This is a genomic window from Allobosea eneae (genome assembly GCF_042657265.1).
GTDB lineage: Bacteria > Pseudomonadota > Alphaproteobacteria > Rhizobiales > Beijerinckiaceae > Allobosea > Allobosea eneae.
The window spans coordinates 1-22,320 of record NZ_JBHSLW010000141.1 but is presented as its reverse complement, the minus strand read 5'-3'; the positions used below and the strand labels follow the sequence as shown (position 1 = coordinate 22,320).

Sequence of the window (22,320 nt, the reverse complement as noted above, 5' to 3'; positions counted from 1 at the left end):
TCAGGCGCTATCGGGCGCGATCCGGTTGAAGAAGCAGTAGCGCAGGCTTTCCGCATCCTCGTACCAGTGGCCGGGACCCTTGCCGGCGGCGAGCGTGCGCTCCCAGAGCGCGTCGAGCATCTCCTGGCTCTGGATCGCCATGTCGAAATCCTCGTCGAAGAACAGCTCCGACCATTCCCACCAGGTCGCGAGCTTCTTCACCCCGCGCAGCAGGTCGTACCTGTCGCAGACCTCCGAAGTGAGGTCGGCCGTCACCGAGCCGAAATAGACGCCCCGCCTGGCCACCCGATGCAGCTCGCCGAGCGCATCCTTGACGCCGCGCGTGCCGAGATGGGCAAGGCAGCTCTCATAGACGATGTCGAAGGAACCGTCCTCGAAAGGCAGGTCCGCGACCGTGCCGAACAGATTGTACTGCGCAAGATGCGCCGGCGTGCGGCCATGGATGTAGCGGTTGTTCTCGATCCCCCAGGCGTCGATGCCGAGCTCCCGCAACGCTCCGACGAGCTCGCCCGAAGCAGACCCGGCGACCAGCAGCTTGAAACCCGGGTTCGGCTGCCAGACCATGTCGATCAGGTCGCGGATATAGCCGGGATCGCTGAAGCGCCGCCACACCTCGCCATAGGGGCCAGCGCCGCGATAGGCGTCGAAATAGCCGCGGTCGATGCGCGGCGACGGCTCGGGCACGACGATACCGCCCACCTCGCCAGCACTCCTGGCGAGCCCGGTGGCGTAGCGCTGGCGCATCACCTTGCTCAGCATCAGGTCGCTGGCGATGTCGGCGGAATCGAGCACGCCGTTTAGCGTCGAGTCGAACAGATAGTCGCCGACGACGATCAGCCCGTCATGCTCCTTCGGCTCGGGCATATGGTTCGTCACCACGTCGCGCACCGGGACGCCGCCGGGAACCGCGTTCACCGAGGCCATCCAGCGATGCACCTTCGCCTCGATCAGATGCGGGAAGGGGTCGCCCAGCGAAGCCGGCAGCGACTTCAGCGCCGCCTTGACCAGCGCCTCGTCGTCGAGATTGGCATAGGACAGCGCGTCGATGCCGGCGATCAGCCAGTTGAGCACGCCATGGCGGCCGACATCGTGCCGGGCGCCCTCGATATAGACACAGCAGCCACCGAAGCTCTCCGACATGAACCAGGCGCCCTCGATCTGGCCCTCCCAGAACGGCTTGTCGAACAGGGCGGCGACGCGCAGATAATGGGCCGGCCGGTCGAAATGAGCGAGATGGCGGCTCATGCTCCGGCGCAGCCGACCCTCGCCGAAATCGATGGTGCCGAGCCAGTTGTGCGGCAGGCACATCAGCACGAAGTCGAATTCGCGCGTCTCCGGCCCCTTGCCGTTCATCATGTCGAGCTTGTAGCGGCCGCCTTCCGCCTTGCCGACGCTGAGGACGCGGTGGTTCAGGAAGACCTCGGCGTCGAGAGCGGAGCTCAGCCCCTCGACCAGCTGCTCATTGCCGTTCTGGATCGAATAGACGTCGATATAGCCGTCGACATCCATCAGGTAGTTCTTCAGCGCGTTGAGGCCGTTGCTGAGATGCCCCTCCGAGGCGATGTCGGAGCGTGCCATCGCCCGGAAGAAGCGCCGCGCCACCGGATCGGCGACTTCCTTCTCGAGCACCTCGTCGGCGCTCATGAACATCCAGGGATGGCCGTTGTCGTGCTTGCCGGCGCCCTCGTAATAGGCCTGTTGCGACATCAGCTCGGCGCAGCGCGCCCGGAACGCCAGGATGGCGTCGGCCGTCGCATCGCCATAGCGTCGGCGCATGCCCTCGACGCCATCGATCAGCTTGCCATCGAGATGGAGAGCCTGCGAATCCATCGGGATGGTCTGGAAGCCGAAACCCTCGATCATCTCGCGCAAAGGATCGGGGCCAAGTTGCGAATAGCCGTAGATCTCGGCGACGCCGGCTTCGTACAGCGCCGGCGCACTGTCGAAGCGGCGCGAGACGATCTTGCCGCCGAGCCGCTCGGATGCCTCGAACAGCGTCACCCGGCACAGGCCCTGCATCTTCTTGCGGACTTGCCAGGCCGTCATCAGCCCGCCGGGACCGCCCCCGACTATCGCAACTTCCAGCATTCTACCCGCCCTGCCCCAGCGTAGCGTGCTTCACGCCCTGTTATGAGATCTATAGCGCCACGGAGTTGACATAATTTTACTGCCGCGACCATGCTTCTGTCTTGGGGCGAGCCGCCTCCTCGCGCAGGCCTCCTCGCGCAATGCCGGCGGCAGGCACGACCGGCTCCCTCGCCGGACAGGTCCTTGCGATCTTAGGCACGGGAATCGCCGCTCGCGCGGCGCGGTCGGCCGCCGCCTACCGGACCTGGAGCCGGTCTTTGCGCGGCACCGACGCTACCGCACCACCATGCGCGCCAGCAGCGCCGCAAGCTCGCTCTGGCGGGTCGCGCCGGTCTTCTGGAAGACGCGCTTCAGCGTCGTGCGTGCCGTCGCCTCGGTAATGCCGAGCCGCTCGCCCGCTTCTCTGGGCGCAAGGCCGTTGCCGACGAGCGCCGCCAGCCGTGCTTCCGCCAGCGTGAGGCCGAAGAGATCGCGCACGAGAGCAGGATCGGCCGGGCCGCTCGCTTCGGAACTGGTGACGACCGCGATCGCGGTCGTGGTCGCGAGCAGGGTTTCAACCGCCCCGCCCCCCGCCGGACGGACGGGCAGGATATGGACCGCCAGGATGCCTCGCTGGCCGCGCGGCACGAGGATCGGGCGCGGGTCGTCGACCGCGCCGGCCTCGCCCAAGGATGCGCTTCTAATCCGGGCGTGCAGGGCCTCGCGCGGACCCTGTGCCCGGGCCGTGAGGCGGCCGCCGGACACGATGAGCTCGTCTCCGAGCAGGGCCTCGCCCGCCGGATTCTTGAACAGGACACGCCCGTCGCCGGCAAGCATGAAAACGCCGACGCCAACCCGCGTCAGGGCGTCGGACAGCGCTAGTTGCGAGGCTTCGGCATTGATCAGGCGGATGCCGAGCCGCAGGGCATTCTCGACATGGCGGCCGATCCGGCTCAGGCGGTCGAGTTCCTCCTCCGTCCAGGCGTGCTTCTGGTTTGAGCGTTGGATCGATAGGGCGACGGACATGCGCGGATCAGGCGAGATTCCGACGCCGCCGAACCAACCCAGCCCGTGACGGCGCAGAAACTGCGTGTAGAACGGCAAGGTCCGCATCTCCTCGGCAGAGGCAATGTCGCGATCGGTCACAGCGTCATGACGTGCGATGGCGCCGCGCTCGATCGAGCGCGAGAAGCGGATGTCCTGCCGCCACCATTCGCCGGCATCATAGTCGCGCTGTGCCGCTTCCAGCCCGGGCGAGCAGATCGAGCCGATGCCACCGTCCTCCCGCTCATAGATCATGATCGCGCCGACATCGCCGAAGCTGTCGGCGATCTCCTGCAGGGCCTGTGGCCAGCGTTCGGGCACGGCGGCTGCATCGTAGATGGCTTCGACCGCGGCGACGAAACTGTCGCGCCGCCGAGGCGCCCCGTCGCCTACAATGATGTCCCCGCTCATGGCGTCCGCTCTCCTGGCCCTGGCAGGCCGTTCGTCACGCCGGCGCCGCGCAGCAGCCCGATCAGGTCGGCCTGGCGATGCAGGCCGGTCTTGGAGAGGACGCGCTTCAAGGTCGAACGCGCGGTCTCCTCCATCACGCCGAGCGCCGCCGCAGCCTCACGCGGTCGATGTCCGGCGGCGATCAGCGCAGCGAGCCTGGCCTCGGCCGGCGTCAGGTCGAACAGTCCCTGTACGACATCCGCGGTCGGCACATCCTTCACCACCACCGGCGTCACGACGAGAATGCTCGCGGCGCGCGAGAAGATGTCGTGGGCGGCTCCGCGGATCGGGGTGAGATGCAAGATCAAAGGTGGTTGGTTCTCGCGACGTGCGACAGGGATCGAGCGCACCGTCGCGCTGGCGATCTGTCCCCTGGCCTGCAGCGCCGCCGCGAGCAGGCCGTCGGCCGCCGCATCGACGAGCGCCAGGCGCGATGGACGGTCGACCGCGACAGACGGGATCAGCGCTTCGAAGCGAGGATTGATCGCGAGCACCCGGCCCTCGCGATCGAGGATCGCCGCCGGCAGGCCGATCGCCTCCAGCGCCCGGGCGGCGCCCTGCGCCCGCTCGAACTCCAGGCGCGCCGACAGCAGCATGGCACGCGCCAGATGCGGCCGCATCCGGTCGAAGCGCGCGATCAGCTTGTTGTCGACATGCCCCTCCTCCCGTGCACGCTCGGCATGCAGGATGAAGGATTCTCCAGTCGGCGAAGCGATCGAGGTCGCGACCCCGATCCCCAGCCCCTGCGGCAGCAGGAAATCGCGATAGACCGGCTCGTTCGCCATCTCGCCTTCCGAGAAGATGTCGATGTCGCGCAGGAAGCCGGCATGGCGGCGCTCGAGCAGGCGCCGCGTCCGCTCATTGCCGGGAAAGTTATTGAAATGCGTCGCGACGACCTGATCGAACTCGGCCGATGAGGAAATCCAGCGACTGGAGCTCGGCGTCACCGCGACCAGCACTGCGCCGGCGCCACGCGCGACCTCTTGGAACTGCCGCAGAACTTGCGGCCACAGTTCAGGCACCACCGCCGCTTCGTAAAGACTGTCGAGAAACTTTTCGTCCATAGCCCCGGTCGCACCCAGGCATGGTCCGCAGAACGGGGCTCCCATTCGCCGACCATGCCTCCGCATGGCGTGACAGCATGCCCTTCCTCACTCCGCCTCTTCCGGCCGGACAAAGAAAGACACCCTGGCGCATCGCTGCCCCCCGACAGGTTTCGCAACGTAAGCTTAGCTCAGTTGTACTAGAAAAGGTCAAGAGCGCTGAAACGAGAACGGCCGCCCGAAGGCGGCCGTTCCACAACGTCAGCAAGTTCGCCGGAATCACTCGGCGGCAGGCAGGACCGCCGCAGCGGCAGCCGCGGCCTTCGCCGCAGCATCCGCCTTCTGGCCGACGATGAGATCGTCGCGGCGCGTCGCCACCTGCTTGATGCGGGCAACCTGCGCGCCGGTGCCGGCCGGGATCAGCGAGCCGACGATGACGTTCTCCTTGAGGCCTTCCAGCATGTCCATCTTGCCGTTGACCGCCGCCTCGGTGAGGACGCGGGTCGTCTCCTGGAAGGAGGCGGCCGAGATGAACGAGCGGGTCTGCAGCGAGGCCTTGGTGATGCCGAGCAGGACCGGAACGCCGGAGGCCGGCTTCTTGCCCTCTTCGCGCAGCTTGGCGTTGATCTCTTCCAGCTCGATGCGGTCGACCTGGTCGCCGGTGAGAATGTCGCTGTCGCCGGATTCGGTGATCTCGACCTTCTGCAGCATCTGCCGGACGATGACCTCGATGTGCTTGTCGTTGATGGTCACGCCCTGGAGGCGGTAGACCTCCTGGATTTCGTTGACCAGGTAAGCGGCAAGCTCCTCGACGCCCTTGATCGCCAGGATGTCGTGCGGCGCCGGGTTGCCGTCGAGGATGTAGTCACCGATCTCGACGACGTCGCCATCCTGCAGGTGGATGTGCTTGCCCTTCGGGATCAGGTACTCGACCGCTTCCGTGCCGTCATGCGGGGTCAGCGTGACGCGACGCTTGTTCTTGTAGTCGCGCCCGAAGCCGATGACGCCGGCCTTCTCGGCGATGATCGCCGCATCCTTCGGACGACGCGCCTCGAACAGCTCGGCGACGCGCGGCAGACCGCCGGTGATGTCGCGGGTCTTGGCCGAGTCGGTCGAGACACGCGCCAGCACGTCGCCGGCCTTCACCGACGAGCCCGGCTCCACCGAGATGATGCCGTCGACCGGCAGGATGTAGCGGGCATCGCCGCCGCGCGCCAGCTTCGCGATTTTGCCGTCCGAGCCGAACAGAACCATCGCCGGACGCAGGTCGGACGTACGTGCCGAGCCACGCCAGTCGATCACGAGACGCTTGCTGATGCCGGTCGCCTCGTCGGTCGTCTCCGTCATCGACATGCCGTCGACCAGGTCCTCGTAGCCGACCTTCCCGTCGACTTCCGCCAGAATCGGGCGGGAATAGGGATCCCACTCGATCAGGCGCTGGCCGCGCTTGACCTTGTCGCCCTCGTCGACGCGCAGCTTCGAGCCGAACTGGACGCGGTGGACCGCGCGCTCGGCGCCGTCCGGGCCGGTGATGACGATGGCGAGGTTGCGCGCCATCGCGATCAGGTCGCCATCCGAGTTCCGCGCGACGTTGCGGTTGCGGATCTTGACCGTGCCCTCGAAGTTCGACTCGACGAAGGACTGGTCGGCGATCGTCGCCGCGCCGCCGATGTGGAAGGTACGCATGGTGAGCTGTGTGCCCGGCTCGCCGATCGACTGCGCCGCGATGACGCCGACGGCCTCGCCCATGTTGACGGGCGTGCCGCGGGCCAGATCGCGGCCGTAGCAGGTCGCGCAGACGCCGTTCTTGGTCTCGCAGGTCAAGACCGAGCGGATCTTCACCTCCTGGACGCCGGCGGCGTTGATCTTGGCGATGTGGCTTTCCTCGATCACAGCGCCCTTGGCGACCAGGACGTTGCCGTCGAGATCGACCACGTCCTCGGCCGCCGAGCGACCCAGGATGCGCATGCCGAGCGAGGCCACGACCTGGCCGGCATCGACGATGGCGCGCATCTTGATGCCGTTGTCCGAGCCGCAATCCACCTCGGAAATGATCGCGTCCTGCGCCACGTCGACGAGACGGCGGGTCAGGTAACCCGAATTCGCCGTCTTGAGTGCCGTGTCGGCAAGACCCTTACGGGCGCCGTGCGTCGAGTTGAAGTATTCGAGAACGTCGAGGCCTTCCTTGAAGTTCGAGATGATCGGGCTTTCGATGATCTCGCCCGACGGCTTGGCCATCAGGCCGCGCATGGCGGCGAGCTGGCGCATCTGCGCCGGCGAACCGCGGGCGCCCGAATGGCTCATCATGTAGATCGAGTTGATCGGCTTGTCGCGGCCGCTCTCGTCCTTCTTCACGGTCGAGATGCGGGCCATCATTTCCTGGGCGAGCTTGTCGGAGCACTTCGCCCAGGCGTCGACGACCTTGTTGTACTTCTCGCCCTGGGTGATCAGGCCGTCCTGATACTGCTGCTCGTAGTCCTTCGCCAGGGTACGGGTCGCATCGACGATCTCCCACTTGTTCTCGGGGATCACCATGTCGTCCTTGCCGAACGAGATGCCGGCCTTGAACGCGTGCTTGAAGCCCAGCCCCATGACGCGATCGCAGAAGATCACCGATTCCTTCTGACCGCAGCCGCGATAGACGGCATCGATCATGTTGGAGATCTCCTTCTTGGTCATCAGCTTGTTGACGACGTCGAAGGTCATGGCCGGGTGCTCGGGCAGCGCGGTCGAGAGAATGACGCGGCCCGGCGTGGTGTCGTAGATCTTCGTGTAACGCTGGCCGTCACGGCCGACGCCGGTCCAGCGATACTTGATCTTCGAATGCAGTGTGACGACCTTCTCGTGCAGCGCGTATTCGAGCTCGCCGAAATCGCCGAAGATCTTGCCCTGGCCCGGCTCGCCATCCGAGATGATCGAGAGGTAGTAGAGCCCGAGCACGATGTCCTGCGACGGCACGATGATCGGCATGCCGTTCGCCGGGTGCAGGATGTTGTTGGTCGACATCATCAGGACGCGCGCTTCCAGCTGCGCTTCGAGCGACAGCGGGACGTGCACGGCCATCTGGTCGCCGTCGAAGTCGGCGTTGAACGCGGCGCAGACCAGCGGATGCAGCTGGATCGCCTTGCCTTCGATCAGCACCGGCTCGAAGGCCTGGATGCCGAGGCGGTGCAGCGTCGGGGCGCGGTTCAGCAGCACCGGATGCTCGCGGATGACCTCGTCCAGGATGTCCCAGACCTCGGGCTTCTCCTTCTCGACCAGCTTCTTGGCCTGCTTGACCGTGGTCGAGTAGCCCTTGGCGTCGAGGCGCGCATAGATGAACGGCTTGAACAGCTCGAGCGCCATCTTCTTCGGCAGCCCGCACTGGTGCAGCTTCATCTCCGGGCCGACGACGATGACCGAGCGGCCCGAATAGTCGACGCGCTTGCCGAGCAGGTTCTGCCGGAAGCGGCCCTGCTTGCCCTTCAGCATGTCGGCGAGCGACTTCAGCGGACGCTTGTTGGCGCCGGTGATGACGCGGCCGCGGCGGCCGTTGTCGAACAGGGCGTCGACCGATTCCTGCAGCATCCGCTTCTCGTTGCGGATGATGATGTCGGGCGCGCGCAGTTCGATCAGCCGCTTCAGGCGGTTGTTGCGGTTGATGACGCGGCGATAGAGGTCGTTCAGATCCGAGGTCGCGAAGCGGCCGCCGTCGAGCGGCACGAGCGGACGCAGATCCGGCGGGATGACCGGGATCACGGTCATCACCATCCATTCCGGCTTGTTGCCCGACTCCTGGAAGGCCTCGATGATCTTGAGGCGCTTCATCAGCTTCTTCGGCTTGAGCTCCGACGTGGTCGTCGCGATCTCATGCTTCAGGTCGGCGTTGATCTGGTCGAGATCGAGCGCGCGCAGCATCTCGCGGATCGCTTCCGCGCCGATCATCGCCGTGAAGGTGTCGGCGCCGTACTCTTCCTGAGCGCGGACATACTCTTCTTCGGTCAGCAGCTGGCGATCCTTGAGCGGGGTCAGGCCCGGCTCCAGGACGACATAGGATTCGAAGTAGAGGATGCGCTCGAGGTCCTTGAGCGGCATATCCATCAGCAGGCCGATGCGCGAGGGCAGCGACTTCAGGAACCAGATATGCGCGACCGGGGCGGCGAGCTCGATATGGCCCATACGCTCGCGCCGGACCCGTGCCAGCGTCACCTCGACGCCGCACTTCTCGCAGATCACGCCCTTGAACTTCATGCGCTTGTACTTGCCGCACAGGCACTCGTAGTCCTTGATCGGCCCGAAGATGCGGGCGCAGAACAGGCCGTCGCGCTCGGGCTTGAACGTACGGTAGTTGATCGTCTCGGGCTTCTTGATCTCGCCGAACGACCAGGATGCGATCTTCTCAGGGCTGGCGATCGAGATCTTGATCGCGTCGAACGCCTGCTGCACCGGCTGCTGGCCGAAAAGGTTCATGACCTCTTGCTTCATAGCCTGTCTCCTATGGCCGGTGGGATTTCAAGGGAAACCGCCCTGCCCGACCTTTGATCCATCGGCCGGCGGCGCCACTGCCGCCGGCATGAGTAACGAACGCCGTCGCGCCCTTGCGGACGTGACGCCTTACTCCGCTGCCTCGGCGGGGACTTCGCCCGGCTTCGGCTTGGTGTTGACAAGCTCGACATTGAGGCCGAGCGAGCGCATCTCCTTGACGAGCACGTTGAAGCTCTCGGGGATGCCGGCTTCGAAGTTGTCCTCGCCGCGCACAATCGACTCGTAGACCTTGGTGCGGCCCGCGACGTCGTCCGACTTCACCGTCAGCATCTCCTGCAGCGTGTAGGCGGCGCCGTAGGCTTCGAGCGCCCAGACCTCCATCTCGCCGAAGCGCTGGCCGCCGAACTGGGCCTTGCCGCCGAGCGGCTGCTGGGTGACCAGCGAGTACGGGCCGATCGAGCGGGCGTGGATCTTGTCGTCCACCAGGTGGTGCAGCTTCAGCATGTAGATGTAGCCCATCGTGACCTTGCGGTCGAAGGGCTCGCCGGTGCGCCCGTCATAGAGCGTCGACTGCCCGGACGAGTGCAGACCCGCCTGCTCCAGCAGCCGCTCGATGTCGGACTCCTTGGCGCCGTTGAACACCGGCGTCGCGATCGGCACGCCGCGGCGCAGGTTCTGGCCCATCTCGATCAGCTCTGCGTCGTCCATCGAGGCGATGATCTCGTTGTCCTCGTAGACGGCGTCGAAGGAGGCGCGCAGGGCCTTGGAATCATGCGCCTTGCGATAGGCGTCGATCGCCTTGCCGATCTGCTTGCCGAGACCGGCGGCAGCCCAGCCCAGATGGGTCTCCAGGATCTGGCCGACATTCATGCGCGAGGGCACGCCGAGCGGGTTCAGCACGATGTCGGCATGGGTGCCGTCCTCGAGGAACGGCATGTCCTCCGCCGGCACGATGCGCGAGACCACGCCCTTGTTGCCGTGACGGCCGGCCATCTTGTCGCCCGGCTGGATCTTGCGCTTCACCGCGACGAAGACCTTGACCATCTTCATCACGCCCGGAGGCAGCTCGTCGCCGCGCTGCAGCTTCTCGACCTTGTCGAGGAAGCGCTGCTCGAGGCGCTTCTTCGACTCATCGTACTGCTTCCGCATCGCCTCGATTTCGGTCATCAGGGCGTCGTCCGACGTGGCGAACAGCCACCACTGCGAGCGCGGGAACTCGCTCATCACCTCGCGGGTGATGACCGTGTCCTTCTTGAAGCCCTTCGGACCGGCGAGGCCGGTCTTGCCGGTCAGGATCTCGGCCAGACGCGCGAAGGTGTTGCGGTCGAGGATCGCCTGCTCGTCGTCGCGGTCCTTGGCGAGACGCTCGATCTCCTCGCGCTCGATCGCCTGGGCGCGCTCGTCCTTGTCGACGCCATGGCGGTTGAACACGCGAACCTCGACGATCGTGCCCTGGACGCCCGGCGGCACGCGCAGCGAGGTGTCGCGCACGTCCGAAGCCTTCTCGCCGAAGATGGCGCGCAGCAGCTTCTCTTCCGGGGTCATCGGGCTCTCGCCCTTCGGCGTGATCTTGCCGACGAGGATGTCGCCAGCAGCCACTTCGGCGCCGATATAGACGATGCCGGCTTCGTCGAGGTTCTTCAGCGCCTCTTCCGACACGTTCGGAATGTCGCGCGTGATTTCCTCAGGACCCAGCTTGGTGTCGCGGGCCATGACCTCGAATTCCTCGATATGGATCGAGGTGAAGATGTCTTCCGAGACGATCTTCTCCGAGAGCAGGATCGAGTCCTCGAAGTTGTAGCCGTTCCACGGCATGAACGCGACGAGCACGTTCCGGCCGAGCGCCAGCTCGCCGAACTCCGTCGACGGGCCGTCGGCGACGATGTCGCCCTTCTTGACGACGTCGCCGACGCGCACCAGGGGACGCTGCGTGATGCAGGTCGACTGGTTGGAGCGCTGGAACTTCTGCAGACGATAGATGTCGACGCCCGGCTTGGTCGGGTCCATCTCGTCCGAGGCGCGGATGACGATACGGGTCGCGTCGACCTGGTCGACGACGCCGGCGCGGCGGGCCGCGATGGCGGCGCCGGAGTCACGGGCGACCGCGGCCTCCATGCCGGTGCCGACGAAGGGCGCGTCGGCGCGAACCAGCGGCACCGCCTGGCGCTGCATGTTCGAGCCCATCAGCGCGCGGTTGGCGTCGTCGTTCTCGAGGAACGGAATCAGCGCCGCGGCGACCGAGACGACCTGCTTGGGCGAGACGTCCATGAAGTCCACCTTGTCGACCGGCACGACGATGACCTCGCCGGCGCGGCGGCAGACGATCAGGTCGTCGGTCAGGCGGCCTTCCTTGTCGACGGCGGCGTTCGCCTGGGCGACGTTGTACTTCGCCTCCTCCATCGCCGAGAGATAGATGATCTCGTCGGTCTGCTTGCCGTCGCGGATGCGCCGGTACGGGCTCTCGATGAAGCCGTACTTGTTGACGCGCGCGAAGGTGGCGAGCGAGTTGATCAGGCCGATGTTCGGACCTTCCGGCGTCTCGATCGGGCAGATGCGGCCATAATGCGTGGTGTGGACGTCGCGCACCTCGAAGCCGGCGCGCTCGCGGGTCAGGCCGCCCGGGCCGAGCGCCGAGAGACGGCGCTTGTGGGTGACCTCCGAGAGCGGGTTGGTCTGGTCCATGAACTGCGAGAGCTGCGACGAGCCGAAGAACTCGCGCACCGCGGCGGCCGCGGGCTTCGCATTGATCAGGTCCTGCGGCATCACGGTGTCGATGTCGACCGAGGACATGCGCTCCTTGATGGCGCGCTCCATGCGCAGGAGGCCCAGACGGTACTGGTTCTCCATCAGCTCGCCGACCGAGCGCACGCGCCGGTTGCCGAGATGGTCGATGTCGTCGATCTCGCCCTTGCCGTCGCGCAGGTCGACCAGCGCCTTGACGACCGCGAAGATGTCCTCCTTGCGCAGGATGCGCACGGTGTCTTCGGCGTCGAGGTCGAGACGCATGTTCATCTTGACGCGGCCGACGGCCGAGAGGTCGTAGCGCTCCGCGTCGAAGAACAGCGACTGGAACATGTTCTCGGCGGTCTCGAGCGTCGGCGGCTCGCCCGGGCGCATCACGCGGTAGATGTCGAACAGCGCCTCTTCACGGCGCGAGTTCTTGTCGACCTTGAGCGTGTTGCGGATGTAGGGGCCGACCGTGATGTGGTCGATGTCGAGCACCGGCAGCTCGTCGAAGCCGGCGTCGAGCAGCGCCTTCAGGCTCTTCTCGTCGATCTCGTCGCCGGCCTCGGCGAAGACCTCGCCGGTCTGCGGGTTGACCAGATCCTCGGCGATGTACTGGCCGTAGAGGTCCTCGTCCGTGGCGCGCAGGAACTTCAGGCCCTTCTCGGCGAGCTGGCGGGCGGTGCGCGCGACCAGCTTCTTGCCGGCCTCGATCACGACCTCGCCGGTGTCGGCGTCGATCATGTCGACGGTCGCCTTGAAGCCCTTCATGCGCTCGGCGTCGTAAGGAACGCGCCAGCCGTCCTTGTCGCGGACATAGCTCAGATGGTTGTAGAAGCGCGCGAGGATCTCCTCGCCGTCCATGCCGAGGGCGAACAGCAGCGAGGTGACCGGGATCTTACGCTTGCGGTCGATGCGGGCGTAGACGATGTCCTTGGCGTCGAACTCGATGTCGAGCCAGGAGCCGCGATAGGGGATGATGCGGGCGGCGAAGAGCAGCTTGCCCGAGGAATGGGTCTTGCCCTTGTCGTGGTCGAAGAACACGCCCGGCGAGCGGTGCATCTGCGAGACGATGACGCGCTCGGTGCCGTTGACGATGAAGGTGCCGTTGTCCGTCATGAGCGGCATCTCGCCCATGTAGACGTCCTGCTCCTTGATGTCCTTGACGGACTTGGCCTGGGTGTCCGGGTCGATATCGAACACGATCAGGCGCAGCGTCACCTTGAGCGGCGCCGAGAAGGTCATGCCGCGCTGGCGGCACTCGTCGACGTCGTATTTCGGCGGCTCGAAGGTGTACTTGACGAACTCCAGCAGCGAGGCGCCGGAGAAGTCGCCGATCGGGAACACCGACTTGAAGACCGACTGCAGGCCCTCGTCGCCGCGGCCGCCCTTGGGTTCCTCGACCATCAGGAACTGGTCGTAGGACGCCTTCTGAACCTCGATGAGGTTCGGCATCTCCGCCACTTCCTTGAGCTTGCCGAAGAACTTGCGGACGCGCCTGCGACCCTGGAGGGAAGTTACCATCATGTTCCTCGCAATCTCGGACGGCTCACCCGGGGGTCCGGGCCTTGGCGGAACGGGCCGCCGGGTGAGCCGCTCGGCGCTCATGCGCGCCGACGTTCAAACTGGATCGACCTGCATCATGGCAGGCCGGGAGCCGGATCCGATCAGGTTGGAAACCTGATCGGTGAATCCGTCTCCCAACGTTTAGATGGAGACCGCTTTTGCCGATCAGCTTGCTGCGCAAGTTGATCGGAGCGGGCTCCGAAACACGCCGCTCCGGTGACCGGAAACGACGCAACAGCCCCGGAGGCGGCGAGCCGCCCCGGGACTGTCCTTGTCGACTAGATACGGACCGGCATCAGCCGGCCCGGCTCACTTGAGCTCGACCTTCGCGCCGACGGCCTCGAGCTGCTTCTTGAGCTTCTCGGCCTCGTCCTTGGCGACGGCTTCCTTGACCGGCTTCGGAGCGGCTTCGACCAGATCCTTGGCTTCCTTGAGGCCCAGGCCGGTGATGGCGCGGACTTCCTTGATCACCTCGATCTTCTTGTCGCCGGCCGAGGCCAGGACAACGGTGAACTCGGTCTGCTCTTCAGCAGCGGCAGCGCCGGCGCCGGCGCCAGCGGCCGGGCCAGCGGCCACGGCGACGGCGGCAGCGGCGGAAACGCCCCACTTCTCTTCGAGCATCTTGGCGAGGTCAGCAGCCTCGAGAACGGTGAGCGACGAGAGTTCGTCGACGAGCTTGGCGAGATCGGCCATTGTTTAAGTTCCTGATGTAAGAGGTTCGAACGATTAACGGATGTCGGCTGCTCAGGCAGCGTCCTTGTCGGCATATGCCTGGAACACGCGCGCGAGCTTCGCAGCAGGCGCGGTCGAGAGCTGGGCGATCTTGGTCGCAGGGGCCTGCAGGAGGCCGAGCAACTTGGCGCGCAGTTCGTCGAGCGAGGGCATCGTGGCCAGGGCCTTGACACCATCGGGGTTCAGGGCGGTCTTGCCCATCGCGCCGCCGAGGATGACGAGCTTGTCGTTCTCCTTGGCGAATGCGGTGGCGACCTTCGGCGCCGCGACCGGATCGCTGGAATAGGCGATCAGGGTGGGACCCGTCAGCAGCTTGCTGATGGACGCGACGTCGGTGCCTTCAAGAGCGATCTTGGCCAGCCGGTTCTTTGCGACCTTCACGGTGGCGCCATTGGCCTTCATCTCGCGACGAAGCTTCTGGAACTGGGCCACCGTCAAGCCCGCATAGTGGGCCACGACAACGACCGACGTCTTCGAGAAGACGTCGTTCAGTGACGCGACGGCATCAGATTTTGCCGCTTTATCCACTGGGCTCTCTCCGGTAGGCGACAGGCTTTGCGACCCGCCGCCAGTTGCACGTGCCGCTCTGGAAGTGGTCGGTTGACACCGACCCCTCGCCGGAGCGACGCTCAGTGCCCTGTCCCCTGCCATGGCGTGACGCCGTGATAGGGCGAGATGGTTCGAACCTCTTTCGGCACCCTTGGGCGCCGGAAAAGTTCTTGCACCGTCTATGCAGGCCTCTTGGCGAAATTATGCCCCTTGGCCGGAGCCAAAGGCGCACCTGCAGTCTCAGACAGGACTGGATGCCTGGCCTTCGGAGATCGCTCTCCTCGACCAAGACACCCATTCTTCGATGGCGAACCATCGAAAAACGCGAAAATGGACCTCCTCGTGCCAAGCACGCGGAAGCCCCGTCACTCATGGAAACGCGGAGGAGGCTATAGACCCTCCTCCGGCTTCTGCCAAGTGGTAATCCTTACGCCGAAGCGCAAGGTGGGGCTGTGGCCGCCGCGAGAGCGGCCACCGCGCGATATCAGCCGCCGAGGACGGTGTTCGGCTCGATCTTGACGCCCGGACCCATGGTCGAGGAGATCGCGACGCGCTGGATATAGGTGCCCTTGGCGCCGGCCGGCTTCGCCTTCGAGACCGAATCGACGAAAGCCTTGATGTTCTCGCCGAGCTTGTCGGCATCGAACGAGGCCTTGCCGACGGCGGCGTGGACGATACCCGCCTTCTCGACGCGGAATTCGACCGAACCGCCCTTCGAGGCGGCGACGGCGGCGGTCAGGTCCATGGTGACCGTGCCGACGCGCGGGTTCGGCATCAGGCCGCGCGGGCCCAGCACCTTACCGAGACGGCCGACCAGGCCCATCATGTCCGGGGTCGCGATGCAGCGGTCGAAGTTGATTTCGCCCTTCTGCACGGTCTCGACCAGATCCTCGGCGCCGACGATGTCGGCACCGGCCTTCTTGGCCTCTTCGGCCTTGGCGCCGCGGGCAAAGACGGCGACGCGCAGCGTGCGGCCCGAGCCGTTCGGCAGGTTGCAGACGCCGCGGACCATCTGGTCGGCGTGACGCGGATCGACGCCGAGATTCATCGCGATCTCGACGGTCTCGTCGAACTTGGCGTTGGCGCGGGCCTTGACCATCGCGACGGCCTCGGCGAGCGGGTAGAGCTTGATGCGGTCAATGCCTTCACGGCCTTTGACGACGCGCTTTCCGACATGTGCCATTGTCAGTTCCCCCTCAGCCCACGACTTCCAGGCCCATGGAACGGGCCGAGCCACGGATCATCGCCACCGCCGAATCGACGTTGTCGCAGTTGAGATCGGCCATCTTCTTCTCGGCGATCTCCTTGAGCTGAGCGCTCGTGACCTTGCCGACATTGCCACCCTTGCCCGGGGTCTTCGAACCCGAGGTCAGGCCGGCGGCCTTCTTCAGCCAGTACGAGACCGGCGGCTGCTTCATCTCGAAGGTGAAGGAGCGGTCCTGATACGCGGTGATGATCACCGGGATCGGCATGCCCTTTTCCATCTGCGCGGTCTTCGCGTTGAAGGCCTTGCAGAATTCCATGATGTTGAGGCCGCGCTGACCGAGCGCGGGACCGATCGGCGGCGACGGATTGGCCGCGCCCGCCGGAACCTGAAGCTTCACGTAGCCCGTGATCTTCTTTGCCATGATGGCTGCTCCAGTCGTCCGCCCCGGTGCCGACCGGAACGACGACGCCCCGCCCGCGAGCTGCTATCGCTCCGGATCGGGGTGTTGCAGGGCGTGGTGCGGCGAGGAACTCCGGCTGGCGACCGGCACGCCTCCCACGCATGTGAGGGCCGCCCGATAGCACAGGACGTTGCGAGAGGGAAGCCCCTGATGGGTCCTGGCGAAGCGGGTGCCGCGTCGCAGGCGCGAGCCGACAGGCCCCTGCCGACCGGGCGCGGGATCGGCCAGCCTCTTGCCCTGGTCAAGACGGGCTACGGTCGTAACGTGTCCGGAGACCGGCCCATGATCTGCTCACCACAATGCCTGGCGCAGATGGATTGTCATGGCCCCCGATAAGAGCACGACGGCCCGCCGCCCCGCCACCGGCTTGCGCCAGTTCCTGGATCCCGAGCAGCAGCGCGACTGGATCGAAGGCAAGGCGGACCTGGCCGACGCCGAGGAGCGGTCTGAATCCCTCGAACTGCGCTTCAAATACCTCCCGCGCTTCCAGAAGCTGCTGCGTCGCCCGCAGGCGCAGGACGTTCTGGAGATACTCGCGCTCTACGGCCGGAACTGCATCCCCATCCCGCGCAGGAGCGAGCGTCACTACTGGTCGGTGTCCTGCCTTCCGTCGACATCGGATAGGCCGCTCATACGCGTGAATGCGAGCTGGATGGAGCTTTTCACGCTTTATGCGGACGGCGACGGCATTCGAGCCAGAGCCCTGGTGCATCTCTCGGACTTCACCACCGACCATTCGGCTGCGCAGGAGCGTCTGGACGGGGCGGTTCTCGAGCGCAGCGTCGAGACGCCGGACGATGTCGGCTATTTCTTCACGCGCAGCGCGGACATGTTCGGCATCAATGTACGAGGCGCCGCCTCGATCCGCCGGTTCCTAGCAAAGCGCCGCGTGCTCGGCGCCATTCGGACCTTCAACCTGACGCATATGAACAGGGGTCGGAACGCCTACCAGGCGAGTCACTGCTACAGCCTGGCGGACCATATGCTCGCAAACTTGAGTTGATGCAGGCTCAGTCGGCCTTGGCGTCCCGGGTCAGGTAGTCGCCGAGCGCCACGCCGATATGGACGACGACAAGCGCGATCAGGCCGAAGGCGAGCCAGGCATGGCTCGTCAGCAGCAAATCGGCATGACCCGCCTCAGGCGACCAGATCTCCGGAAGGGAGAGACCGAAGAGCAGCTGCCGTGCCCCGAAGCTGGAGGCGCCGGCCCAGCCCAGCAACGGCACGACCAGCAAGCCGAGATAGAGCAGCGCATGCACCGGCCGGCTCGCCGCACCCTTCTGCCAGCGGCCGGAGAGGTGCGCGAACAGGCGGTAGCCGATGCGGACCAGGATAAGGCAGAGCAGGAGGGCGCCGGTGGTCTTGTGGGCGAGATAGAGCAGATCGGCGACATGGCCTTCGCCGAGCTGCTTCATCATCACGCCGGTGCCGAACAGGCCAAGCACCAGCGCCGCGGTCAGCCAGTGCAGCGCCTGGGCGATGACCGGCAGGGACGGCGCAGCCACCGCCTTCGTCACGCCTTCGGGAATCGTCATGCTCATGCGCCCACCAGCTCCCTGCGCGTGATGAAGCCGTCGACCGCCTGCCGCAGCTCCGCGGCCTGCCGGTCGAGATCGGCCGAAGCCGCAGTGACCGAACCGGCGGTCTGGCGCCAGCTCGCCAGCGTGCCGGCAAGCTGCTCGACCTGCTCGGCGACGAGCCTGACATCCCCTGCGGTCCGCATCGTCGCCTCGCTGATCGAGCGCGAGCCGACATCCTGGCGCGCCGTGAGTTCGGCGATCGAGAGCGCCGCCTTGTCGACTTTCTCGACCGAGGTCACCAGCGCGCCGACGCGCATGGTGATGCGCTGGGCCGCGATGTTGATCTGATCCAGCCCCTTGCGGACATCGTCGGTCGCCTCGGCGGTGCGGTTCGCCAGCTGTTTCACCTCGCCTGCGACGACGGCGAAGCCCCTGCCCGCCTCGCCGGCTCGCGCCGCCTCGATGGTGGCGTTCAGCGCCAGCAGATTGGTCTGGCTGGCGACGGCTCCGATGACGTCGATCACCTGCACGATCTTGCCGACCGCCTCGCACAGGACCACCGTGTCGGCGGTGGCCTCGTCGACCAGCGCCTTCGCTGCATCGGCGACGTCGGAGGTGCGCTGGGCCTCGCTGGCCGCCGTGGCGAGCAGCGACGAAACCTCGCTGATCGCGCCGGCGACATGATCGACATGGCCCGAGACGCGCTGCGTCGACTGCGTCGCCGCCCCGGCTCGCTCGTCGACCACGCCGGAGAGCTGCGCGAATTCCCCGGCTGCCTGGGACAGGCGGGAGCCGTGCTGCTCCAGAGCCTGGGCGATCAGGGCGATCCGCTCCTGGAAAGCGGCATTGCGCGCCTGGGCGGCCTCCTGCCGCGCGACTTCGCCCGACAGCGCGCTCAGCCGCGCCCGGGCGGCTTCCTGCTCGGCCGCCTGCCCATGCAGATGCGCCAGCAATGCCTGGCCAAGCATGCCGATCTCGTCACGCCGCATGGCGAGCTTGTCGAGTTCGCCATCCTGTTGCCGGCTTTTCGTCAGGGCCCGCGCCATGCCGGTGATCGGGCGGACCAGCCAGCGATGCTCCAGCACGACGATGAAAATCAGGCTGAACAACCCGAGCAGCGACAACAGGACCTTGTTCTGATGCGCGCTCTCGACATGGTGCGACAGGCTGGCGCTCAGCCGGCCGATCTCCTCGCCGAGCCCGCGCCGCAAGGCCGAGCGCTTGTCGGCGATCACCCTGAGCTCGGCCCGGGCGGTGGCGATGTCCGGGGCCTCGCGCATCGCCAGGGCGCGCCCCGCGATCGTCAGCGCATCGACCTCCAGCTTACCGCCCAACCGGCTGGCGATGTCCTCGGCGCCGATCGCGAGCACTTCGAGGTCGGAAGGCTCAGCCCGCATGCCGGAGAAAATCGCGACACTGATGCGCTCGAAGACCATCGTCGTCGCTTCGAGGCGTTGGGCGAGATCGCTCTGGGCTGCCAAGGCCTGCGTGAAGCGATGGAGCTTGCGCGAACCGACCAGCTCGGCCGCGACATAAAGGCAGGAGAGCGCGCCGAGCAGCACGCCCCACAGCGCCAAACGCTGTCCGACCGTCGCCTTGAATGTTCTGGGAAACATGCCCGCCTGCGTCGATAGTAGGCGGGATAATGTCACACACGCCTGAAGGAGGCGTTAACTACGTCGTTCACGCAAAAAGGGTGCCGTCTCCGGCACCCCTTGGCATTGTCTCGCCCCGTGTCGAGCCTCAGAGCTTCTCGACCTGGCCGTATTCCAGCTCGACCGGCGTGGCGCGGCCGAAGATCGAGACCGCGACCTTGAGGCGGGCGCGGGCGTGGTCGACATCCTCGACGACGCCGTTGAACGAGGCGAACGGACCGTCGGCGACCTTCACCTGCTCGCCGACCTCGAACACCACCGTCGGCTTCGGCCGCTCGATGCCCTCGGCGACCTGGCCCTTGATCCGCATCGCCTCGTGCTCGGGGATGGGCATCGGCTTCGCCTTGTCGGCGCCGAGAAAGCCGGTGACCTTGGGCGTGTTCTTGATGAGGTGGTAGACCTCGTCGGTCATCTCGCACTTCACCAGGACATAGCCCGGGAAGAACTTGCGCTCGGTGTCGACCTTGCGGCCGCGGCGGACCTCGACGACCTTCTCGGTCGGAACCAGCACTTCATCGAACTTGTCGGAGAGGTTGCGCTGCGCGGCCTGATCCTTGATCGACTGCGCGACCTTGTTCTCGAAGTTGGAATAGGCGTGGACGATATACCAGCGGGTGCTCACGTTCGTATGCTTTCGTTCAACGCGCGCCGAGGATGAGGGCGAGCCCCCAGCGGATGACCGTGTCGGTGAAGAGGAAGAACAGGCTCGACACCAGCACCATCAACAGCACGAGACCGGTGGTGATCAGCGTCTCGCGGCGCGAAGGCCAGGTCACCTTGTTGGCTTCGCTGCGCACTTCCTGCAGGAACTGGAAGGGATTGGTCTTCGCCATCGGGCTCGTCACCTCGGTTCCGGATCGACGCTTCAGCGCGGCGATTCGGTGGTCCTGAAAGATTCGCGGCGCGGGGCTCAGGGAGCCGCGCGCCGACGTTAAGCGCTTCTTACAACGCGATTGCCCGCTCGCCAAGCGGTTTTGACTCAGGCCCTGCTCAGGGCTTCTCCGCGGCGATCAGCAGGAAGGCCGGGCGCTCGCGCTCCCTCGCCCAGTCCGGCTCGGCGGCGATCTGCTGGGGCGTCGGCCCCCATTCCTCGACATGCCGCAGTCTCAGGCCGAGCCCGAGCAGCAGGTTGAGATAGCTCGCCAGCATGCGGTGCTGCTTCACCACCCCATCGGCGAGCCAGTCGGTGACCCGCCTGCCCTCGTCGAGATAGGCGCCGACCGGCCAGACCGGCAGGCCCGATTCATCCACGGCCCATGTCTGGTGGCGCGGCGCCGTCATGATCGGATGCTCGACCGAGAAGACGAAGCGCCCGCCCGGCTTCAGTGCTCGGGCGACGCGATCGAGTACGGCGGGAAGGTCGACGAGATAATGGAAGGCGAGCGAGGAATAGACCAGGTCGAAATGCCCGGTCGCTGGCTCGTAGCTCTCGATATCGGCCTGCACATAGCGGACGTTCGTCGCGGAGGTCTCCGCCCGCGCTCGCGCCAGCATGCGCTCGGAGACGTCGACGCCGACGACCTCGGCCGCGCCCTCGCCGGCCACGAAACGACAGAACCAGCCGAAGCCGCAACCGAGATCAAGGACGCTCGCCCCTGCGAGCGGCGGCAGCAGCGCCCGCAGCACCGGCCATTCCGGCGCGCCGTCGAGCCCGCGGAGCGAGCGCGGCAACTGGCTGTAGTTCTGGAAGAAGCCGGCGTCGTCGTAGATGTTCTGGGTCATCTCGAATCTGACGGACGGCTGGCAGGGGCGGCAGGGCTCGAACCTGCGACACCCGGTTTTGGAGACCGGTACTCTACCAACTGAGCTACACCCCTGTAGCGCCGGTTGCTTAGCCTGAACCCCGTCGGCTTTTCAAGTCGAAATCGTCACGGCGGCGACGGAAGTTGACTCAGTTCGTCAGCCCGCTGCGCCAAGCCCTTGGCGCAGTGGGACATCGCGTCTCGCAGCGAGCACGAAAGTCTGTGCGCAACGAAAAAGGGCGGCGTTGCCGCCGCCCTTCCCCAGTTTCGGATTGTGCCGAAGCTTACGCGATGATGCTGGCGACGACGCCGGCGCCGCAAAGTTTGCGGTTTCCGCGAACGTCGTTGTCGCTTCGATCACGCGATGATCGAAGCAACGACGCCTGCTCCAACCGTGCGTCCGCCTTCGCGGATGGCGAAGCGCAGCTTCTCCTCCATCGCGATCGGCACGATCAGGTGCACTTCCATGGCGATGTTGTCGCCCGGCATCACCATCTCCGTGCCCTCGGGCAGGTGCACCACGCCGGTCACGTCCGTCGTGCGGAAGTAGAACTGCGGGCGGTAGTTGGTGAAGAACGGCGTGTGGCGACCGCCCTCCTCCTTGGTCAGGATGTAGGCCTCGGCCTTGAACTTGGTGTGCGGCTTCACCGAGCCCGGCTTGCACAGCACCTGGCCGCGCTCGACGTCCTCGCGCTTGGTGCCGCGCAGCAGCGCGCCGATGTTGTCGCCCGCCTGGCCCTGGTCGAGCAGCTTGCGGAACATCTCGACGCCGGTCACCGTCGTCTTCACCGTGTCCTTCAGGCCGACGATCTCGATTTCCTCGCCGACCTTGACGATGCCGCGCTCGACGCGGCCGGTCACCACCGTGCCGCGGCCCGAGATCGAGAACACGTCCTCGACCGGCATCAGGAACGGCTGGTCGATCGGGCGCTCCGGCTGCGGGATGTAGTCGTCGACCGTCTTCATCAGCGCGATCACCGCGTCATGCCCGATCTCCGGGGTGACGCCGTCCAGCGCCGCCTTGGCCGAGCCCTTGGTGATCGGGATGTCGTCGCCCGGGAAGTCGTACTTCGACAGAAGCTCGCGGATCTCCATCT

Annotated in this window: 16 protein-coding genes and 1 tRNA gene; 1 reads left to right on the top strand and 16 read right to left on the bottom strand. The window is 66.0% G+C overall.

The window, feature by feature from the left end; genetic code table 11:
• The 9 genes from ACFPOB_RS30940 to rplK form a co-directional block, all read right to left on the bottom strand.
• Positions 1 to 2,088, bottom strand: coding sequence for an FAD-dependent oxidoreductase (locus ACFPOB_RS30940; RefSeq protein ID WP_377801970.1), 2,088 nt, complete (start codon positions 2,086 to 2,088; stop codon positions 1 to 3).
• Positions 2,089 to 2,361: 273 nt separating this feature from the next.
• Positions 2,362 to 3,522, bottom strand: a complete 1,161-nt coding sequence (locus ACFPOB_RS30935) for a helix-turn-helix transcriptional regulator (protein WP_377801969.1) — start codon at positions 3,520 to 3,522, stop codon at positions 2,362 to 2,364.
• Positions 3,519 to 4,625, bottom strand: coding sequence for a helix-turn-helix transcriptional regulator (locus tag ACFPOB_RS30930; protein WP_377801968.1), 1,107 nt, complete (start codon positions 4,623 to 4,625; stop codon positions 3,519 to 3,521). The genes ACFPOB_RS30935 and ACFPOB_RS30930 overlap by 4 nt, the downstream gene beginning before the upstream one ends.
• A gap of 258 nt (positions 4,626 to 4,883) precedes the next feature.
• Positions 4,884 to 9,068: a DNA-directed RNA polymerase subunit beta' gene (gene rpoC, locus ACFPOB_RS30925; protein ID WP_377801967.1), complete on the bottom strand. Its 4,185-nt coding sequence runs from the start codon at positions 9,066 to 9,068 to the stop codon at positions 4,884 to 4,886.
• A gap of 129 nt (positions 9,069 to 9,197) precedes the next feature.
• A complete protein-coding gene (gene rpoB / locus ACFPOB_RS30920; protein ID WP_377801966.1) occupies positions 9,198 to 13,316 on the bottom strand; it encodes a DNA-directed RNA polymerase subunit beta in 4,119 nt (1,372 codons plus the stop codon).
• Between the two features lie 351 nt (positions 13,317 to 13,667).
• Positions 13,668 to 14,051 carry a 50S ribosomal protein L7/L12 gene (gene rplL / locus ACFPOB_RS30915; RefSeq protein WP_092159662.1) on the bottom strand — a complete coding sequence of 128 codons (384 nt, stop codon included), beginning with the start codon at positions 14,049 to 14,051 and terminating at the stop codon, positions 13,668 to 13,670.
• 51 nt (positions 14,052 to 14,102) lie between these two features.
• The gene (rplJ, locus tag ACFPOB_RS30910; RefSeq protein ID WP_092159663.1) at positions 14,103 to 14,618 is read right to left on the bottom strand and encodes a 50S ribosomal protein L10; all 516 of its coding nucleotides are present in this window, start codon (positions 14,616 to 14,618) and stop codon (positions 14,103 to 14,105) included.
• Between the two features lie 505 nt (positions 14,619 to 15,123).
• A complete protein-coding gene (gene rplA / locus ACFPOB_RS30905; RefSeq protein WP_091843782.1) occupies positions 15,124 to 15,822 on the bottom strand; it encodes a 50S ribosomal protein L1 in 699 nt (232 codons plus the stop codon).
• Positions 15,823 to 15,835: 13 nt separating this feature from the next.
• The gene (gene rplK, locus ACFPOB_RS30900; protein WP_057189972.1) at positions 15,836 to 16,267 is read right to left on the bottom strand and encodes a 50S ribosomal protein L11; all 432 of its coding nucleotides are present in this window, start codon (positions 16,265 to 16,267) and stop codon (positions 15,836 to 15,838) included.
• A gap of 361 nt (positions 16,268 to 16,628) precedes the next feature.
• Here rplK and ACFPOB_RS30895 point away from each other — a divergent pair, with 361 nt between their 5' ends.
• Positions 16,629 to 17,309 carry a hypothetical protein gene (locus tag ACFPOB_RS30895; RefSeq protein WP_377801965.1) on the top strand — a complete coding sequence of 227 codons (681 nt, stop codon included), beginning with the start codon at positions 16,629 to 16,631 and terminating at the stop codon, positions 17,307 to 17,309.
• Between the two features lie 7 nt (positions 17,310 to 17,316).
• Here the strand turns inward: ACFPOB_RS30895 and ACFPOB_RS30890 are convergent, their stop codons facing one another.
• The 7 genes from ACFPOB_RS30890 to ACFPOB_RS30860 all read right to left on the bottom strand — a co-directional run.
• Positions 17,317 to 17,847: a cytochrome b gene (locus tag ACFPOB_RS30890; RefSeq protein ID WP_377801964.1), complete on the bottom strand. Its 531-nt coding sequence runs from the start codon at positions 17,845 to 17,847 to the stop codon at positions 17,317 to 17,319.
• Positions 17,844 to 19,442, bottom strand: coding sequence for a methyl-accepting chemotaxis protein (locus tag ACFPOB_RS30885; RefSeq protein ID WP_377801963.1), 1,599 nt, complete (start codon positions 19,440 to 19,442; stop codon positions 17,844 to 17,846). Before ACFPOB_RS30885 ends, ACFPOB_RS30890 begins: the two co-directional genes overlap by 4 nt.
• A gap of 127 nt (positions 19,443 to 19,569) precedes the next feature.
• Positions 19,570 to 20,103, bottom strand: a complete 534-nt coding sequence (nusG, locus tag ACFPOB_RS30880; RefSeq protein ID WP_092159670.1) for a transcription termination/antitermination protein NusG — start codon at positions 20,101 to 20,103, stop codon at positions 19,570 to 19,572.
• Positions 20,104 to 20,119: 16 nt separating this feature from the next.
• Positions 20,120 to 20,314, bottom strand: coding sequence for a preprotein translocase subunit SecE (gene secE, locus ACFPOB_RS30875; protein ID WP_377801962.1), 195 nt, complete (start codon positions 20,312 to 20,314; stop codon positions 20,120 to 20,122).
• 157 nt (positions 20,315 to 20,471) lie between these two features.
• Positions 20,472 to 21,203 (bottom strand): class I SAM-dependent methyltransferase, encoded by a 732-nt coding sequence (locus ACFPOB_RS30870; protein ID WP_377801961.1) that lies wholly within the window; start codon positions 21,201 to 21,203, stop codon positions 20,472 to 20,474.
• A 19-nt stretch (positions 21,204 to 21,222) separates the two neighbouring features.
• Positions 21,223 to 21,298: transfer RNA gene (locus ACFPOB_RS30865), tRNA-Trp, on the bottom strand.
• 282 nt (positions 21,299 to 21,580) lie between these two features.
• Positions 21,581 to 22,320 (bottom strand): EF-Tu C-terminal domain-related protein (locus ACFPOB_RS30860; protein ID WP_377801960.1); only part of this gene is annotated, 740 nt, incomplete at its 5' end.

What these genes read in the sequence shown, in the direction of transcription:
- ACFPOB_RS30940 (WP_377801970.1), bottom strand. Translation starts at nt 2,088, where the DNA reads ATGCTGGAAGTTGCGATAGTCGGGGGCGGTCCCGGCGGGCTGATGACG.
- ACFPOB_RS30935 (WP_377801969.1), bottom strand. Translation starts at nt 3,522, where the DNA reads ATGAGCGGGGACATCATTGTAGGCGACGGGGCGCCTCGGCGGCGCGAC.
- ACFPOB_RS30930 (WP_377801968.1), bottom strand. Translation starts at nt 4,625, where the DNA reads ATGGACGAAAAGTTTCTCGACAGTCTTTACGAAGCGGCGGTGGTGCCT.
- rpoC (WP_377801967.1), bottom strand. Translation starts at nt 9,068, where the DNA reads ATGAAGCAAGAGGTCATGAACCTTTTCGGCCAGCAGCCGGTGCAGCAG.
- rpoB (WP_377801966.1), bottom strand. Translation starts at nt 13,316, where the DNA reads ATGGTAACTTCCCTCCAGGGTCGCAGGCGCGTCCGCAAGTTCTTCGGC.
- rplL (WP_092159662.1), bottom strand. Translation starts at nt 14,051, where the DNA reads ATGGCCGATCTCGCCAAGCTCGTCGACGAACTCTCGTCGCTCACCGTT.
- rplA (WP_091843782.1), bottom strand. Translation starts at nt 15,822, where the DNA reads ATGGCACATGTCGGAAAGCGCGTCGTCAAAGGCCGTGAAGGCATTGAC.
- rplK (WP_057189972.1), bottom strand. Translation starts at nt 16,267, where the DNA reads ATGGCAAAGAAGATCACGGGCTACGTGAAGCTTCAGGTTCCGGCGGGC.
- ACFPOB_RS30895 (WP_377801965.1), top strand. Translation starts at nt 16,629, where the DNA reads ATGGCCCCCGATAAGAGCACGACGGCCCGCCGCCCCGCCACCGGCTTG.
- ACFPOB_RS30890 (WP_377801964.1), bottom strand. Translation starts at nt 17,847, where the DNA reads ATGAGCATGACGATTCCCGAAGGCGTGACGAAGGCGGTGGCTGCGCCG.
- ACFPOB_RS30885 (WP_377801963.1), bottom strand. Translation starts at nt 19,442, where the DNA reads ATGTTTCCCAGAACATTCAAGGCGACGGTCGGACAGCGTTTGGCGCTG.
- secE (WP_377801962.1), bottom strand. Translation starts at nt 20,314, where the DNA reads ATGGCGAAGACCAATCCCTTCCAGTTCCTGCAGGAAGTGCGCAGCGAA.
- ACFPOB_RS30870 (WP_377801961.1), bottom strand. Translation starts at nt 21,203, where the DNA reads ATGACCCAGAACATCTACGACGACGCCGGCTTCTTCCAGAACTACAGC.